Origin of the sequence: Curtobacterium sp. MCBA15_012, assembly GCF_001864935.2 — a bacterium.
Classification (GTDB): domain Bacteria; phylum Actinomycetota; class Actinomycetes; order Actinomycetales; family Microbacteriaceae; genus Curtobacterium.
Genome location: NZ_CP126267.1, coordinates 2,448,268 through 2,465,419 on the forward strand (window position 1 = coordinate 2,448,268; position 17,152 = coordinate 2,465,419).

General features: G+C 72.5%; 13 protein-coding genes, 1 tRNA gene and 1 other RNA gene. 2 read left to right on the plus strand and 13 right to left on the minus strand.

The features are described 5' to 3' along the window. Positions 1-93 precede the first annotated feature (93 nt). A tRNA-Pro gene (locus tag QOL15_RS11140) sits at positions 94-167 on the plus strand. Between the two features lie 401 nt (positions 168-568). On the opposite strand, the gene QOL15_RS11145 is transcribed toward QOL15_RS11140, so the two are convergent. The 12 genes from QOL15_RS11145 to ffs all read right to left on the minus strand — a co-directional run bounded on the left by QOL15_RS11145 (position 569) and on the right by ffs (position 15,124). Beyond that, positions 569-1,609: an LLM class flavin-dependent oxidoreductase gene (locus QOL15_RS11145; protein WP_071248483.1), complete on the minus strand. Its 1,041-nt coding sequence runs from the start codon at positions 1,607-1,609 to the stop codon at positions 569-571. A gap of 199 nt (positions 1,610-1,808) precedes the next feature. Continuing rightward, positions 1,809-2,444, minus strand: coding sequence for a thymidine kinase (locus QOL15_RS11150; protein ID WP_065960325.1), 636 nt, complete (start codon positions 2,442-2,444; stop codon positions 1,809-1,811). Then, on the minus strand, positions 2,444-3,145 hold the full coding sequence (locus QOL15_RS11155; RefSeq protein WP_253181551.1) for a response regulator transcription factor: 702 nt from the start codon (positions 3,143-3,145) through the stop codon (positions 2,444-2,446). The genes QOL15_RS11150 and QOL15_RS11155 overlap by 1 nt, the downstream gene beginning before the upstream one ends. Continuing rightward, complete coding sequence (locus QOL15_RS11160; RefSeq protein WP_065960323.1) at positions 3,132-4,310, minus strand: hypothetical protein; 1,179 nt, start codon at positions 4,308-4,310, stop codon at positions 3,132-3,134. The genes QOL15_RS11155 and QOL15_RS11160 overlap by 14 nt, the downstream gene beginning before the upstream one ends. Continuing rightward, positions 4,307-5,602 (minus strand): sensor histidine kinase, encoded by a 1,296-nt coding sequence (locus QOL15_RS11165; protein WP_139197541.1) that lies wholly within the window; start codon positions 5,600-5,602, stop codon positions 4,307-4,309. Before QOL15_RS11165 ends, QOL15_RS11160 begins: the two co-directional genes overlap by 4 nt. A gap of 157 nt (positions 5,603-5,759) precedes the next feature. Next, on the minus strand, positions 5,760-6,917 hold the full coding sequence (locus QOL15_RS11170; RefSeq protein WP_071248489.1) for an Rv2578c family radical SAM protein: 1,158 nt from the start codon (positions 6,915-6,917) through the stop codon (positions 5,760-5,762). Positions 6,918-6,976: 59 nt separating this feature from the next. Continuing rightward, entirely contained in the window at positions 6,977-8,464 is a 1,488-nt protein-coding gene (locus QOL15_RS11175) for a malate:quinone oxidoreductase (protein ID WP_083394059.1), read from the minus strand. A 116-nt stretch (positions 8,465-8,580) separates the two neighbouring features. Then, entirely contained in the window at positions 8,581-9,633 is a 1,053-nt protein-coding gene (locus QOL15_RS11180) for an aspartate-semialdehyde dehydrogenase (RefSeq protein ID WP_065960317.1), read from the minus strand. Positions 9,634-9,682: 49 nt separating this feature from the next. Next, complete coding sequence (locus QOL15_RS11185; RefSeq protein WP_065960315.1) at positions 9,683-10,948, minus strand: aspartate kinase; 1,266 nt, start codon at positions 10,946-10,948, stop codon at positions 9,683-9,685. A gap of 133 nt (positions 10,949-11,081) precedes the next feature. Then, positions 11,082-11,681 (minus strand): recombination mediator RecR, encoded by a 600-nt coding sequence (recR, locus tag QOL15_RS11190; RefSeq protein ID WP_065960312.1) that lies wholly within the window; start codon positions 11,679-11,681, stop codon positions 11,082-11,084. Beyond that, positions 11,681-14,956 carry a DNA polymerase III subunit gamma and tau gene (locus tag QOL15_RS11195; protein ID WP_071248492.1) on the minus strand — a complete coding sequence of 1,092 codons (3,276 nt, stop codon included), beginning with the start codon at positions 14,954-14,956 and terminating at the stop codon, positions 11,681-11,683. Before QOL15_RS11195 ends, recR begins: the two co-directional genes overlap by 1 nt. 71 nt (positions 14,957-15,027) lie before the next feature. After that, an RNA gene (gene ffs, locus QOL15_RS11200) (signal recognition particle sRNA small type) lies at positions 15,028-15,124 on the minus strand. Between the two features lie 36 nt (positions 15,125-15,160). Between ffs and QOL15_RS11205 the strand changes: the two genes are divergently transcribed. Further along, complete coding sequence (locus QOL15_RS11205; protein WP_071248495.1) at positions 15,161-15,835, plus strand: SDR family oxidoreductase; 675 nt, start codon at positions 15,161-15,163, stop codon at positions 15,833-15,835. Between the two features lie 56 nt (positions 15,836-15,891). Here QOL15_RS11205 and QOL15_RS11210 read toward each other — a convergent pair whose 3' ends face one another. Beyond that, on the minus strand, positions 15,892-17,088 hold the full coding sequence (locus QOL15_RS11210) for an acetate/propionate family kinase (RefSeq protein ID WP_065960304.1): 1,197 nt from the start codon (positions 17,086-17,088) through the stop codon (positions 15,892-15,894). Positions 17,089-17,152: the final 64 nt, after the last annotated feature.

Consider the following 17,152-nt stretch of genomic DNA (forward strand, 5'->3'; position numbering starts at 1 on the left):
GACGACGCGCCCGGGCGTCACCGCGATGGTCGTGAGCACCCCCGATCATCCGGTAGACTTCTGGGGTTGCTCCGGTTCGGAGTGATCACACCGCGGGGTGTGGCGCAGCTTGGTAGCGCGCCTCGTTCGGGACGAGGAGGTCGCAGGTTCAAATCCTGTCACCCCGACACTGTGTTGAGACAGTACGCAAGAGGCCCTGGTTCTCCGGAACCAGGGCCTCTTGTCATGTCCGGACCTGTCGTGTCCGTACCTGTCGCGTCCGTACCTGTCGCCCCTGTACCGAGAGCGCAGACGCCCGGCGGCGCGCCACCCGTGCGCGGTGCGCGGCGCTCGGTGCGCGCCTGCGTGGCGCGACCTGCTCCGGCACAACCGGAGGCACGTCGCGCCACGCGATCCCGTGGTGCGACGTGCCTCCGGTTGTGCGCCGGCACCGCGCGGCACGAGGCGCTCCGGCGCGTCCCGGCACGTCCCCGCGCGTCCGGCCCACGGCCCGGGGCTCACGCCGAGACGGCAGCGCGGGCCGACGCCGCGAGGACCGCGCGCCGTCGCCCGCTCTCCCGCCGAGCAGCTACGCCGCGGCTATCCCCGCCGGCACGAGCCGCCCCTCGGCCTGCAGCGACGCCACGACGTCGAGCGCCTGGTGCCGGTAACGCGCCTGAGCGGCCCCAGGAGCGACGATCACACCATCCGCACCCGTGGACGCCACGAGCTCGTTGATCTTCGCCGCGACCTGGTCCCGCGAACCGTACGCCTGCCGCTCGGTGCGCGCGGCGATGAACCGACGCTCGAGGTCCGAGAACGTGTACGCGCGCGCCTCGTCCATCGACACCGGCTCTGGCTTCATCCCCTGGCGCATCCGGATGAACGAGATCATCCCGGGGGCGCTCTGCTCCTCGACGACCGCCGGGTCCTCGTCGGTGACGACCTGCACGCCGATGAGCGCGTTCGGGGTCTGCCGGAAGCGCGAGGGCCGGAACGAGTCGCGGTACAGCGCGAGCGCCGCCTCGGTGTTGTCCGACGCGAAGTGGTGCGCGAAAGCGAAGGAGACGCCGAGCGCTCCCGCCACCTGCGCGCTGTACCCGGAGGACCCGAGCAGCCAGAACTCGGGCACGTCGCCGTACCCGGGGACCGCCCGGATGCGCGACAGCGGGTTCTCGGCGTCCATCCCCGTGAAGAAGCCGATCAGGTCGGCGAGCTGCTGCGGGAAGTCGTCGACGTCGAGCCGGTCGGTGCGGCGCAGTGCCATCGCGGTCGCGCCGTCGGTGCCCGGGGCGCGCCCGATGCCGAGGTCGACGCGGTCCCCGTACAGGGCGCGCAGGGTCCCGAACTGCTCCGCGACGACGAGCGGCGCGTGGTTCGGCAGCATCACGCCGCCCGACCCGATGCGGATCCGGGAGGTCGCCGCACCGACGGCGCTCAGCAGCACCGCGGGCGCCGACGAGGTGATGCCCGGCATGCCGTGGTGCTCGGCGACCCAGATCCGCTCGTAGCCGAGCCGTTCGGCGTGCACCGCCGTGTCGATGGTGCCCTGCAGGGCCTCGGTGTTCGTCTGGCCGTACTCACGCGTGGCCAGGTCGAGGACGGACAGGTGCACGGTTGCGTCGCTCATGCGGGAGGCAACCGCGGGCATCCGTCGGGCATTCCGGTCGGCTCGCCGACCGCCGTGCGCGCGGGGCCGTCCCGGCCCCGTTCCGGACGGGAGGCACGGGGCGGCGCCGACCCGCGCCTCCCGTCCGACCGTGGCCCGACCACCCCGGTGGCCGGGCCCCGCAGGACCGGCCCGGACACGACGTGGTCAGCGTCCGGGGTCAGTGCCCGAGGTCGCCGTCCAGGCGGCCACCGGACTCGCTGAGGTAGCAGTTCGCGCAGAGCGACTCGTAGGTGACCCCGGCGCCGTCGATCGCCACCTGCGAGCCGTCGAAGACGAAGCGGCCGTCGACCTTCCGGGTGTTGAAGACGGCCTTCCGGCCGCAGCGGCAGATGGTCTTCAACTCCTCGAGCGAGTGGGCGACCTCGAGCAGGCGCGCGCTGCCGGGGAACGCCTCGGTGCGGAAGTCGGTCCGGATGCCGTACGCGAGGACCGGGATGCCGTCGAGCACGGCGATCCGGAGCAGGTCGTCGACCTGTCGCGGGGTGAGGAACTGGGCCTCGTCGACGAGCACGCAGCTCACCGGTCGGACCACGCCGTCGAGCCGGTCGGACTCCGGGTCGGTCGCCCCGGCGTCGGCCACCGCGGCGCGCACGTCGTCAGCGGCACCGAACACCAGGTCGACGGACCGCGTCACCCCGAGCCGGGACACGATCGCGCCGTCGGCCTTGGTGTCGACCGACGGCTTCGCGAGCAGCACGCGCTGCCCGCGTTCCTCGTAGTTGTAGGCGGCCTGCAGCAGCCCGGTGCTCTTGCCGCTGTTCATCGCCCCGTAGCGGAAGTAGAGCTTCGCCACTACGCGAGGAACCCGTCCTCGGCCGCCCGACGGATCAGGTCGGACTTCTTCGACGCCGGACGCCCGACCTTGCTGTACTTCTCGCGGACGCGGCGCAGGTAGGTCTTCGCGGTCTCGTACTGCACGTTCATCTGCGCGGCGACCTCGTTCGTCGAGTAGCCCGAGACGTACAGCCGCAGGGCCTCTTCCTCGCCGTTGCTGAGCTTGGGCCGCTGGTGCGCGTTCGCCCCGGTGGGCAGCGGACGCCAGTCGCGCTGCGGCGGGGTCTCGCGGGAGACGCCCATGACCTCGCGGGCGATGTCCATCACCTCGCGCATCGGCAGCGACTTCGACAGGAACGCCGCCGCTCCGGCCGCGAGGGCACGGTCGCGGGACTCACGGCTGTCGACGCTCGACAGGACGATCACCTTCGCGCCCGCCGCACGGCAGGTGCGGACGCGCGCCTCGATCGACACGGGTTCCTTGAGCTGGAAGTCGAGGAAGACCAGGTCGGTCGGGAAGTTCTCGCTGTGCACCATCTCGAGCCACGTGTGCGCGGTGAGGGCCAGGTCGAAGTCGAAGGCGTTCACGGCGATCCAGCTCGAGAGGCTGTCGAGCAGCACCTCGTGGTCGTCGAGGATCGCCAGCCGCACGCGTCGGGTTCCGGGCTGCGGGAGCGGGGGCACGCCCTCCGAGGTCCGGGTCGGGTCAGTGCTGGTCATAGGAGAACCTTAGTGCGAGGGACGACGGGCGGACCGCGACGTCGAGGTCGGGGAAGGTCACGCGGAGGACCGCGAAGTAGGGGTCGAAGGTGCGGTGGATGCCGACGTCGGAGTCGTCGACGGTCAGGTCGATGGAGACGGCGACGCGCGCGGGCACGCCGTCGAGCGTGGGGGTGCGGCGGACGGTCGCGTGGAAGCCCGCGGGGTCGACGTGTTCGTCGTCGAACGCGGCACGCAGGAAGGTGCGGACGACCGTGCGCTGGTCGGCGTCGAGCGTGGCGATGAGGCCCTCCGGGTCGTCGACGGCCGTGGTGCTCCCGCCGTCGACCGCGACCGCGTGCTCGAACCAGGTCCGGTCCGCGTCGGCGACCATGCCGCGTCGGATGCCGTCCGCGATCGCCCGTGCCCGCGCCCGGTCGGCGTCGGTGATCACCTCGCGGTCGCGGAGCTCGGCGAAGAACGGGGCCACGTCGCGGGCGAGGACGTTCGATCGCTCCTGCTGCACACTGGCCGCGATGCCGTCCCGCTCGGCGCGCGCCACCGAGTACGAACCCGCACGGATCTGCACCCGCTCGGCGAGGCCGGCGAACGTCCAGGCGAACACGACCGACGCACCGGTGAGCACGAGCGTCGGAGCCGCCGCCAGGAACGCTGCGACCGAGACGGGTGTGGCGTGCGGGAAGACCGAGGCGGCGACACCCCACGCGACCCCGTCGACGACGGCGAGGACCACTCCCCCGACGGCGAGGTCGCGCCACGGACGGTACGGAGCGGTCATGACGATGCCGGTCGCGGTGAGCAGGCACATGAAGTCGTTGAGGGCGTTCCGGTCCGGCCCCCACTGCGCGGCCACGCTGGTCGCCGCGGCCGCGGCGAGGAGGGCGACGTGCAGGGCGAACGCCCACCGCGGGAACGGGGCCCGGAACGGCGAGGACGCCACGACCACCACGACCCCCGACGCGGCGAGGAGGAGGACGGTCACCGCGCTGAGGGTCGGGCTCCCGACCACGTCGCGGTCGAACACCGAGACGAGCAGCGCCCAGAGCACCGCACCGGCACCGAGCACGACGGCGAGCGGTCGCGACCCCATCGCACCGAGTGGGTCGTACTGCTGGGCGGTCCGGTCACCGCGGGCGTGCAGACGAGTCGTGTCGACGCGGCTCACCGACCGGTCCCCCGGTCGATGACCCCGTCGAACCCGGGCGGCGGCCAGGTGAACGACCCGGAGGAGCGCAGGCGCCCGCTGTCGGGCCCGGCGCCGACCGAGGCGTGCTCGCCCGCGGACGAGGACCGGGGCACGGTCATCATGACGCTCGTCCCCGACCCCGGCGACGACCAGACCTGGACGTCGCCGCCGACACGACCGATGCGCTCGCGGACCGAACCACGGAGGCCCATGCGGTCGGCACCCGTCTCCTGCTCGTCGAAGCCGCGGCCGTCGTCGACCACCATGACGGTGCACGAGGAGCCGTCGTCGAACACGCTGACCTCGGCGCTGTCGGTGCCGGCGTGCTTCCGGACGTTCGCGAGGCACTGCCCCACCGCGCGCAGCAGCGCGGTCGACGCGTCGCTCCCGAGGGAGCCCAGGACACCGGCGTCCCCCGTGACGACGACGTCGAGCCCCTCGGCCCGGTGCTCGTCGACCATCGCCTCGAAGGCGCGCGACACGGCGTCCGGCTCGGGCTCCGCGTCGCTCGTGTCCGTGCCGAGCCACTGTCTGCCGGTCAGCATCGCGACGTCGGACTCGATCGTCCGTGCGAGCTGGGGGTCCATCGGACCCGAGGGTGCGAGGGCGATCGCGCCGAGGTGGTTCAGGACGGTGTCGTGCAGGATCGCGGCGGCCTCGGCCTCGACGCCCGCACGGTAGGCGGACACGTGTTCCTCGCGGGCCGAGCGGAGCAGTTCGGGCTGGACCCGCTCCGACCGGGCGGTGTTGCGGCTGGTGACGAGCACGAGGGCGACCACGAAGCCGAGGGTCACCCAGGCGAGCACGAGCGGCTGCGGCGGCGCACCGGCCTGCACGAGGGCGACGGACGTCGCGGTCCGACCGACGAGGAACCCGCCGACCGACCACAGCACGACCCGGCCCGGTACCGCGCCCGCTCCGCCGACGAGCACGAGCGGGATGACCGCGAGGGACAGCAGGTAGCCGACCACCCAGCCGGCCGGGACCTGGTCCTGGACGGCGGACGCGAACCACCACGTGCAGAGGCCGCCCACGACGAGGAAGGCCACCGCCGACCGCCAGGTGGCGAACTGCACGTGCACACCGACCATCACGAGCGTCGGCAGGAGCGCCAGGACGGCGCCCCCGACCCGGACCTGCGGGTCGGCGAGTCCCCAGAGCAGCAGCACGACCGCGGCTGCGACGACCGAGCCCACGGCGGCGGCGTGGAAGGCGCGCACGGTCGACCAGGCATTCACGCGGGGCGCGAGGTGCGTGGGGATGCCGAGCACGTGCGGTGGGTCCTTCCGGGAGACGTCTGAGCCGCCGGACCCGGCCACCGGGAGCGGTGGTCGTGTACCCCGAATCGAGCGCGGTGCGGCGACTCGCCCGATGGTACCGCCGATCGCTGACACGCGGTGTCCCCCGGACGCGGAACACGGACGTTCCTCAGAACAGGGTCGGGCCCGACGGAGCCGGCACGGCCGCAGCGCGACGGTCCCACCCCGGCTCGGCGCGCTTCAGCGGCGACGCCGACGGGCGGGACTGCTCCTCGGGCGACGCGGACGACACGCTCGGACGCAGCAGCGGCGCCGGACGCATCGTGTCCGGCCGGTCACGGAACCCCATCGACCCGGTGGCGGGGTCGACCCGTCCGAGGTCGACCCCGTGCGCCCGCAGGATCGGCCGCACGCGCTCGGCGAGCCACCGTCGGTAGTCGGCCGGCGCGTACGTGTTGTCGAGGTACATCGAGCGGTAGCGCGCGACCAGGTCGGGCCTGGTCCGCTCGAGCCACGCGAACCACCACGGCTTCACACCCGGTCGCAGGTGCAGGGCCGAGTACATGACGCTCGTCGCGCCGGCCGCGGCGGCGCGACCCACGGCGTCGTCGAGGTGCGCGCGGGTGTCGGTGATGAACGGCAGGACGGGCATGAGGAACACGGCGCAGTCGAGACCGGCGTCACGGATCGCACGGACGGTCGCCAACCGCGCGGAGGTCGTCGGGGTCCCGGGCTCCACCTGCTGCTGGAGGTCGTCGTCGTAGACCGCGATCGACATCGCGAGGTCGACCGGGACGGAACGGGCGGCCTCGACCAGGAGCGGCAGGTCCCGGCGCAGCAGTGTGCCCTTGGTCAGGACGCTGAACGGCGTCCCGGACTCGGCCAGTGCCCGGATCACGCCCGGCATCAACCGGTACCGCCCCTCGGCGCGCTGGTACGGGTCGGTGTTCGTCCCGAGGGCGACGGGGTGGCGGTCCCAGCTCGGCCGGCGCAGCTCCCGACGCAGGACGTCGGCGACGTTGGTCTTCACGACGATCTGCTGGTCGAAGTCGGCGCCGCCGTCGAACTCGAGGTAGGTGTGCGTCGGCCGCGCGAAGCAGTAGACGCACGCGTGACTGCACCCGCGGTACGGGTTGATCGTCCACCCGTAGGTCCCCGTGCCGTCGGCCGCCGGCACCCGGTTGAGGGCGCTCTTCGCGAGGACCTCGTGGAACGTCACGCCGGCGAACTCCGGCGTCGTGACGCTCCGGACCAGTCCGCTGTTCGAGCCGAGGCCGGGCAGGGCGTCGTCCCGCTCGGCATCGATCGCCTGTCCACTCCACCGCATCGCGCCATTCGAACACATGTTCGAACGTAGCGCAACCGCGGTGGGCCGGGACGGGCCGGTCAGTGGTGCAGGCCGAGCACCTTCGCCGTGCGTTCGAGCGTCTCGTCGGCGAGCTGCGCGTCCGAGCCGAGGTCCTTGCCGTACGTCGGCACCATCTCGCGCACCGCGGGCTCCCACCCGGCCCAGCGGTCCGGGAAGCAGCGCTGCAGCATCGTCAACATGATCGGGACCGCGGTCGACGCGCCCGGGGACGCCCCGAGCAGCCCGGCGATCGACCCGTCGGCCGACGTGATGACCTCGGTGCCGAACTGCAGCACCCCGCCCTTCTCACGGTCGGGCTTGATGACCTGGACCCGCTGTCCCGCGGTGATGCGGTGCCAGTTCTCGGGCTCGGCGGTGGGCATGAAGTCGCGCAGCGCGTCGAACTTCGTCTCCTTCGACGCGAGCAGCTGCCCGACCAGGTAGCGGACGAGGTCGAAGTTCGAGAACGCGACGCTGAGCATCGGCCGGAGGTTGTGCGGCCGGATCGAGCGGAACAGGTCGAGCACCGAGCCCTGCTTGAGGAACTTCGGGCTGAACCCGGCGTACGGGCCGAACATGAGCGACGCCGACCCGTCGACGATCCGCGTGTCGAGGTGCGGCACGGACATCGGCGGCGCACCCACGCTGGCCTTGCCGTAGACCTTCGCCGCGTGCTTCTGCACGACCTCCGGGTCGTCGGTGCGCAGGAACTCACCGGACACCGGGAAGCCGCCGTACCCGCGGATCTCCGGGATCCCGGACTTCTGGAGCAGGTGCAACGCCCCGCCGCCGGCGCCGACGAACACGAACTTCGCGGCGATCCGCTGCGTCGAGCGTCCGACCTCGTTCCGGACGTCGAGCGCCCAGCCCTCGGACACCTTCGACCGCGTGATCTTCCGGACCTGGTGCGAGGGCTCGAACTCGACGCCGGCGATCTCGAGCTCGTCGAACAGCTGACGCGTCAGCGACCCGAAGTCGACGTCCGAACCCGCCGCGGAGTACGTCGCCGCGATGGGCTGGTCCTTCTTGCGGCCGGGCACCAGTGCCGGCGCCCACTCGCGGATCTTCGCGGGGTCGTCGGAGTACTCGATGCCCGCGAAGAGCGGGTGGTCCTTGAGCGCCTCGTACCGCTTGCGCATGTACTCGACGTTCTCGGCACCCCACACGAAGGAGATGTGCGGCGTGGGGTTGATGAAGTTGCTCGGCTGCGGCAGCGCCCCGGTCTCGACGAGGTGCGCCCAGAACTGCCGGGAGACCTGGAACTGCTCGTTGACCGTGACGGCCTTCGCGATGTCGACGTGGCCGTCGGGCATCTCGGGCGTGTAGTTCAGCTCGCAGAGCGCGGAGTGCCCGGTCCCGGCGTTGTTCCACGGGTTCGAGGACTCCTGCGCGACCGACCCGAGCCGCTCGTACACGCGGATCTTCCACGTGGGTTCGAGGCGATGGATGATGGCGCCGAGCGTGGCGCTCATGATCCCTCCCCCGACCAGGACGACGTCGATGGGGTCCACCTGCTTCACTGCCACCCGTCGATCCTACCGTCGTGCGGCCGAGTGCGGGCCGACCACGGGACGGACGGGAGGCCCGTGGCGGATCCGCCACGGGCCTCCCGTCCGTCTGCTGGTCGCGTCGGCGACCGCCGCTACGCGGCGACCGAGCGGCGCGCGACGATCGTCTCGGCGATCTGCACCGCGTTGAGCGCGGCGCCCTTGCGGAGGTTGTCGTTGCTGACGAAGAGCGCGAGTCCGCGTCCCTCGGGGGCCGACTGGTCCGCGCGGATCCGGCCGACGAAGGTCGGGTCCTGGCCCGCCGCCTGCAGCGGGGTCGGCACCTCGGACAGCTCGACGCCCGGTGCGCCCGCGAGGAGTTCGGTCGCGCGCTCCGGCGAGAGCGGACGGTCGAACTCGGCGTGGACCGAGATCGAGTGTCCCGTGAACACGGGCACGCGCACGCAGGTGCCGGCGACCAGGAGGTCCGGGAGCTCGAGGATCTTGCGACTCTCGTTGCGGAGCTTCTTCTCCTCGTCGGTCTCGCCCAGGCCGTCCTCGACGATGGAGCCCGCGAGCGGGACGACGTCGAACGCGATCGGCCGCACGTACTTGACCGGCTCCGGGAAGGTGACCGCGGACCCGTCGTGCGTGAGGGCAGCGGTGTCCTGCTCGAGGGCGGCGCGTGCCTGCCCGAGGAGTTCCTCGACCCCCGCGAGGCCCGAGCCGGAGACGGCCTGGTACGTCGTCGCCACGAGTCGGCGGAGGCCGGCCTCGCCGTCGAGGACCTTCAGCACCGGCATGATCGCCATGGTCGTGCAGTTCGGGTTCGCGATGATCCCCTTCGGTGCCTGGTCGATCGCGTGCGGGTTCACCTCGCTCACGACGAGCGGCACGTCCGGGTCCATGCGCCAGGCGCTGGAGTTGTCGACCACCACGGCACCGGCGGCGGCGAACCGCGGCGCGAGGGCACGGGACGCCGTGGCACCGGCCGAGAACAGCGCGATGTCGATGCCCGACGGGTCGGCCGTCTCGGAGTCCTCGACGACGATCTCCTCGCCGCGGAACGGCAGCGTCGTGCCGGCGGACCGGGCGCTCGCGAAGAAGCGGACCCGGTCGGCCGGGAAGGCGCGCTCCTCGAGGAGACGACGCATGACCGCGCCGACCTGTCCGGTGGCGCCGACGACGGCGACGGTGAGGGTGCTCATGTGGTGCTCCTGGTGGGCTCGTCGATCGGGCTGCGGCGCGACGCCGGGGTCAGCGACCCGTGCCGGCGTAGACGACGGCTTCCTGGTCGGCATCGAGCCCGAACGCGGCGTGCACGACGCGCATCGCCTCGTTCAGGGTGTCGGCGCGGGTCACGACCGAGATGCGGATCTCGGAGGTCGAGATCATCTCGATGTTGATGGACGCCTCGTGCAACGCGCGGAAGAGCGCGGCCGAGACGCCGGCGTTGGTCCGCATGCCGGCACCGACGAGCGCGAGCTTGCCGATCTGGTCGTCGTACTGGATGCCCTCGTACCCGATGTCGGCCTTGGCGACCTCGAGCGCGGTCAGCACGCCCTGCCCCTGGTCCTTCGGCAGCGTGAACGAGATGTCCGTGCGGCCGGTGACGGCCTCGGACACGTTCTGCACGATCATGTCGATGTTCGCGCCCGCGCGGGCGACGATCGTGAAGATCTCGGCGGCCTTGCCCGGGGTGTCCGGCACACCGACGACGGTGATCTTGCCCTCCGAGAGGTCTCCGGCGATCCCGGTGATGATCGGTTCTTCCACGGTTTCCCCCTCTGCAGGGTTGTAGACGATGGTTCCCTCGGCGTTGCTGAAGGACGAGCGGACGTGCAGGGTGACGCCGTGCCGACGGGCGTACTCGACGGCACGGATGTAGAGGACCTTGGCACCGGACGCGGCGAGCTCGAGCATCTCCTCGCTCGTGATCCGGTCCACCTTCCGGGCCTTCGGGACCACGCGCGGGTCGGCCGTGAAGATGCCGTCGACATCGGTGTAGATCTCGCACACGTCGGCGTCGAGCGCCGCGGCCAGGGCCACCGCGGTGGTGTCCGAGCCGCCACGGCCGAGCGTCGTGATCTCACCCGTGGTGCGGTTGAAGCCCTGGAAGCCGGCGACGATCGCGACGTGACCGGCGTCGAGTGCTTCGCGGACCCGCTTCGGGGTGACGTCGACGATCCGGGCCTTGCCGTGCTGTGCGTCGGTGAGCATGCCGGCCTGGCTGCCCGTGTAGGACGACGCCTCGACGCCGAGGCTCTTGATCGCCATCGCGAGCAGCGCCATCGAGATGCGCTCCCCCGCGGTCAGGAGCATGTCGAGCTCACGACCGGCCGGGATCGGGGTGACGGAGTGCGCGAGGTCGACGAGTTCGTCGGTCGTGTCGCCCATGGCCGACACCGCGACGACGACGTCGTTGCCCGCCTTCTTCGTCTGGACGATCCGCTTCGCCACGCGCTTGATGCTCTCGGCGTCCGCCACGGACGAACCACCGAACTTCTGCACGATCAGGGCCACTGGTTGGTACTCCCGGGGACGAGGATCCGCGACTGTGACGCGGTTCGACAATGGTAGTGCGTGTTCCGCGGATGTTGCGTCGGAGCCCAGCCGGACGCAACGATCCTGCGTGGGCTGGCGTGGTCGGCGTCCGTCAGCCGCCGACGACGCGACGGCCCTCGAACGCGCGGCCGAGGGTGACCTCGTCGGCGTACTCGAGGTCGCCGCCCACCGGCAGGCCCGAGGCGAGCCGCGTGGTGCGGATCCCCATCGGGACGAGCAGGCGGCTCAGGTACGTGGCCGTCGCCTCGCCCTCGAGGTTCGGGTCGGTGGCGATGATGACCTCGTCGACGGTGCCGTCGGCCAGGCGGGTCATGAGCTGCTGGATGCGGAGGTCGTCGGGTCCCACGCCGTCGATCGGGCTGATCGCACCGCCGAGCACGTGGTACAGCCCGCGGAACTCACGGGTCCGTTCGATGGCCGCGACGTCCTTGGCTTCCTCGACGACGCAGATGGTCGCCGGGTTCCGCCGCGGATCGCGGCAGATGCTGCAGCGCTCGGACTCCGTGACGTTGCCGCACACCTCGCAGAATCGGACCTTCTCCTTGACGTCAGCGAGGAGCTCCGCGAGCCGGCTCGGGTCGAAGGACTCGGTCTGCAGGATGTGGAAGGCGATCCGCTGCGCTGACTTCGGGCCGATGCCCGGGAGCCGGCCGAACTCGTCGATCAGGTCCTGGACGATCCCGTCGTACATCAGGCGCCTTCCTCGTGCAGGGCGGTCTCCTCGATGAACTGCGCACCGAGGATCTCGCGGACGACTGCCTCACCGTAGCGGCCGGACACGGGTGTGCGGCGGACCTGGGGCGGAGCGGCCGGTGGGGTCCGGCGTGCAGCCGGGGCGGCGGACGGCGTCGACGCGGGGGCTGCCCCGGACCTGGCAGGCGCGGGTCCACCGGCTCCACCGCGGGAGCCGCCGACGCCCGGGTCGGGGTACGGCGCCCCGTCGTCGTAGGGGTCGTCGTCGAGCGGGTAGTCGTCGACCGGGACGTCGGGCCCTGTGACCGGTGCGGTGGGTGCTGACGCTGCGGTCGGGGCGGAGCCGTTGCCGGCCGGTACGGCCGTCGACTGCTCGTCGCCCGCGCCCGCTGAGGTGGCCGGGGTCGTGGCCGCGGGGGCGTCCGCAGACGCGGAGCCGGAGGCCTGTGGCCGCTCGGCGTCGGGCGTTGCGGCCCCTGCGGCCGCTGCGGGGCGGCCCGCCTGCTGCCCGCCGAGTGAGGACGCCGGGCGCAGCTGTGCCGCGAGGGCGGCGTCGACGGCGGGGTCGGACACCGTCCGGACGGGGGCGACCGGTTCACCGGTGTCCGTCGTGCCGAACGGCGCGGACCAGCTCGGTTCGACGTGCTCCGGGACGGCACCCGAGGTCGGGTCGGTGGCGGGGATGGCGGCGACGACCCAGTCGGTGACGGGTCCCGAGGGAGCCGGGGTCGAGGAGGCAGCCGGGGTCGCTGACGGCGCCGGCGCCGAGCCGGACGGCTCGGGGGTCCCGGCGCTCCGGTCGGGCTGCGGCTGCGGCGACGGACGGGACTGCTCGGCCTGCCGGGACTGCCCGGCCGGACCGGACTGCCCGGCCGGACCGGACTGCCCGGCCGGACCGGACTGCTCGGCCGGACGGGACTGCTCGGCCTGACCGGACTGCTCGGCCTGCCGGGACTGCTCGGCCTGCCGGGACTGCTGCGTCGGCGCCTGCTGCTGCGTCGATGGGCGCTGTCCGGTCGTGGGCTGCTGCGCACCCGGCTGCGACTGCTCCGGTCGCTGCGACTGCGCGCCCTGCTGCCGGTCCTGCTGGCCGCCCGCCCCCTGCGGACCCGCACCCTGTTGGCCCGCACCCTGCCGACCCGCGCCCTGCGGGGCAGATCCCTGCGGTGCAGATCCCTGCGGCGCCGGTGCCTGCGGCGGTCGCCCGGCAGGCGGCTGTCCCTGCTGGCCGGGGCCCTTGGCGACGAACTTCACACGGAGCCCGAGCACGTCGAGGATCGCCGACCGCAGCAGTTCACTCACGCTCGTCGACGGGTCGCTCATCTCCTTGAAGGAGGCGACGTCCTGCTGGCTCGGGAACGTGAGGGTGAGCACGTCCTCGCGGAGGGCGGTCACCTGTGCGGTGACGACCACCGACCAGGCCGAACGCTTCGCGTGCTGGACGTGCTCGACGACCTGCGGCCAGGCGTCACGCAGCTGCTGGAACCCGACTGCGGCGACCGGACGGACGACGGGCTCGTCGCCCACCGCGGTGCCCTGGCCGGTCGACGACGGACTGACCTCGCCGGACGGTTCGTCACGACCGGGGCCCTGCGTGCCGGCACCGGGGGCGGCGGTCCGATCCCCGTCGTCCGCCTGACCGGGACCGGCCGCCGTGCGAGCGGATCCAGCGGGACGGTCGTCGGTCGACCCGTGCGTGGTGGGCGCTGCCTGGTTCGGCGCTGCCTTGTCCGGCGCTGCCTGGTCCGGCGCTGCCTGGCTCGGCACGCTCTGACTCGGCGTCCCCTGGTCCGCCGTGCCGGGGGTGACCGCTGCCCAGGAGGCGGCGGCATCGCGCGCTGCAGCCCCGGGGTCGGCCACACCGGCTCCACCGGACGCCCGACCCTGGTCGGCCTGCTGCGCCGGCGCGGCGGCGGACGGAGCGGTGGCACGAGCACCGCCGGCTGCCGGTGCACCCGACGACTGCGCGCCTGCGGCGGGAGCGGACTGCGTGGCGGTCGCGGGAGCGGACTGCGGCACCGCGCCGGTCCCCCGACCGGCGTCCGACGCCGGACGCGACCGGGCCCCGGCATCGGGAGCCGCGCCTCCGACCTGGTGCTCGGCGGGCTCGCCGACGCCCACCCGTCGCTCGAGCCGCTCGACCCGCGCGAGCGCGCCGCGCTGGGTGTCGTCGGCCTCGGGCACGAGCATCCGCGCCGTCATGAGCTCGAGGTGCAACCGCGGCGAGGTCGCACCGGTCATGTCCGTGAGGGCGCGGTTCGCGATGTCCGCCGACCGGGACAGTGCCGTGGCGCCGAACACGCCGGCCTGGCGGGTCATGGTGTCGAGTTCCTCGGGCGAGACCCCGCGCAGGACCGCTGCCGCGCTCTCGTTCGTCGCGGCGACGACGATGAGGTCGCGCAGGCGCTCGAGCAGGTCCTCGACGAAGCGCCGCGGGTCCTGCCCCGTCTGCACGACCCGGTCGATCGCGGCGAACGCCGAGGCGGGGTCGGCGACGGCGAGCGCGTCGACCACGTCGTCGAGGAGGGCCGCGTCGGTGTAGCCGAGGAGCGCGACCGCGCGCTCGTAGGCGATCGCGCCGTCTTCGCTGCCGGCCATCAGCTGGTCGAGCAGGGAGAGCGTGTCGCGGACCGATCCACCACCGGCGCGGACGACGAGGGGCAGCACCCCAGGCGCGACGGAGACGGACTCGGTCGCGCAGAGCTGCTCGACGTACTCGAGCATGGTGGCCGGCGGGACGAGTCGGAACGGGTAGTGGTGGGTGCGGGACCGGATCGTGCCGATGACCTTCTCGGGCTCGGTCGTCGCGAAGATGAACTTGACGTGCTCCGGCGGCTCCTCGACGAGCTTGAGCAGCGCGTTGAAGCCCTGCGGCGTCACCATGTGCGCCTCGTCGAGGATGAAGATCTTGTAGCGGTCCCGCGCCGGGGCGAACACCGCACGGTCCCGCAGGTCGCGCGCGTCGTCGACGCCGTTGTGGCTCGCCGCGTCGATCTCGATCACGTCGAGCGACCCGCTCCCGCCACGGGCGAGCTCGACGCAGCTCGGGCAGACACCGCACGGGGTGTCCGTCGGGCCCTCGGCACAGTTCAGGCAGCGGGCGAGGATGCGCGCCGAGGTCGTCTTGCCGCACCCGCGCGGGCCGCTGAACAGGTACGCGTGGTTCACGCGGTTCGTCCGGAGTGCGGTGCGCAGCGGGTCGGTGACCTGCGACTGCCCGATCAGCTCGGCGAAGTTCTCGGGCCGGTAACGGCGATACAGGGCGGTGACCACGCGACAAGGGTAGCCGGGACGGCCGACACCTCGACGCCGGATCCGACCGGCTGTGGACGGACCCCGGGAACGAAGAAGACTCCTCACGCACCCGCCAGAGCCCGGTTACCCTTGCTGCGTTTCCGCCCTGGGGGAGTTGGCCTGGATGGCGTCACGTGAGGAGCCTCCGGAAGTCTACCGGACGTCACGGGCAGTATCGAACGCATGAAGATCGCCATCGCCGGAGGACACGGCCAGATCGCCCTGCTCCTCGCCCGACTCATCACCGACGCCGGCCACGACGCACTCGCGATCGTCCGCAACCCGGCGCACGTCGCCGACGTCGAACAGCAGGGCGCGACCGCACTGGTGGCCGACCTGGAACAGCTCGACGACGACGAGCTGGCCATCCGCCTGCGCGGTGTCGACGCCGTCGTGTTCGCCGCCGGCGCCGGCCCGAACAGCGGCGCCGAGCGCAAGGAGGCCGTCGACCGCGACGCGGCGATCCTGCTCGCCGACGCCGCCGAGCGGCGGGGCATCGACCGCTACGTGATGATCTCCTCGATGGCGGCGGACACGTACGACCCGGAGCGTGCGGTCGTGCCGGCCCGCTCCGAGGACGACGTCTTCCAGGTCTACCTGCGCGCGAAGTCCGAGGCTGACGCGGACCTCCGGGCGCGCAACCTGCGCTGGACGATCGTCCGGCCAGGTGCCCTGCTCGACACGCCACCGCAGGGCACGGTCAGGGTCGGCCGCACCGTGCCGCGCGGATCGATCCCCCGTGCCGACGTCGCGGCGGTCGTGCTGCACGCGCTCCTCGACGACACCGCGGTGGGCGTGCAGTTCGAGGTCACGAGCGGGGACGCCCCGATCGCGGCCGCCCTGCAGGCGATCAGCTGACGCCGGTGACCGAGCAGCACACCCGACCCGGGGCGTGCTGCTCGGTCACCCCCGGTTCAGAGCGCGACCGCGGCGGACTGTCGCGCGATCTCGAGTTCCTCGTTCGTCGGGATCACGAGCACCGCGACCCGCGAGGCGTCCGTCGAGATCCGGCGCGCCTCGCGTGAGGCGAGCTCGTTGCGGTCCGGGTCGACCTCGATGCCGAGGTGCTCGAGGCCGGCGAGCACCCGTCGGCGCAGCAGGGCGTTGTTCTCCCCGACGCCGGCCGTGAACACCACGGCGTCGAGGCCGCCGAGCTGGGCCGTGTACGCGCCGACGTAGCGCCGGATGCGGTGCCGGTACACGGCGAGCGCTGCCTCGGCCGTCTCGTCACCCCGCGAGGCGGCGTCCTGCACGTCCCGCATGTCCCCGTTGCCGGTGAGGCCGAGCAGCCCGGACTGCTTGTTGAGCATGGTGTCGAGTTCGTCGAAGTCGAGCCCGGCCTCGCGGTGCAGGTGCAGCAGGACGGCCGGGTCGAGGTCGCCCGAGCGCGTCCCCATCACGAGGCCCTCGAGCGGCGTCAGCCCCATCGAGGTCTCGATGGACCGGCCACCGTCGATCGCCGCGGCGGACGCGCCGTTGCCGAGGTGCAGGACGATGGTCTTGAGTTCGGACAGCGGCCGGCCCAGGAACGCGGCTGCCTGCTCGGAGACGTACTTGTGGCTCGTCCCGTGCATGCCGTAGCGGCGGATCTGGTACCGCTCGGCGAGGTCGGCTGGGATCGCGTACGTGTAGGCGTGCGGCGGCATCGTCTGGTGGAACGCGGTGTCGAACACGGCCACGTGCGGCACGTCGGCGAACACCTGCTTCGCAGCCCGGATCCCCTCGAGGTTCGCCGGGTTGTGCAGCGGTGCGAGGCTGTTCAACGCCTCGATCTGCCCCTCGACCTCGTCCGTCACGACGGTGGCGCGGTCGAACGTGGTGCCGCCGTGGACGACGCGGTGTCCGACGACGGCGGGCGGGTGCTCGTCGAACGACGGGCCGACCTTGGCGAACGCGTCGATCATCGCCTGGAACCCGGCTGCGTGGTCGGGGACGTCGGCGCTGTCGTTCGAGGTCGACTCCCCCGTCAGCGCGTTGGTGTGCTTCCAGGCACCGGAGGACTCCCCGATGCGCTCGACCAGTCCGGAGGCGAGCGTGCGCTCGTCCTCGAGCTCGATGAGCTGGTACTTGAACGAACTCGAGCCGGAGTTGACGACGAGGGCTGCGGTCACGGGGTGGTGCCTTCCTGGGTCGGACGGGTGGTGGTCGCGGTCCGGGGTCGCGTCGCGTCCGCGA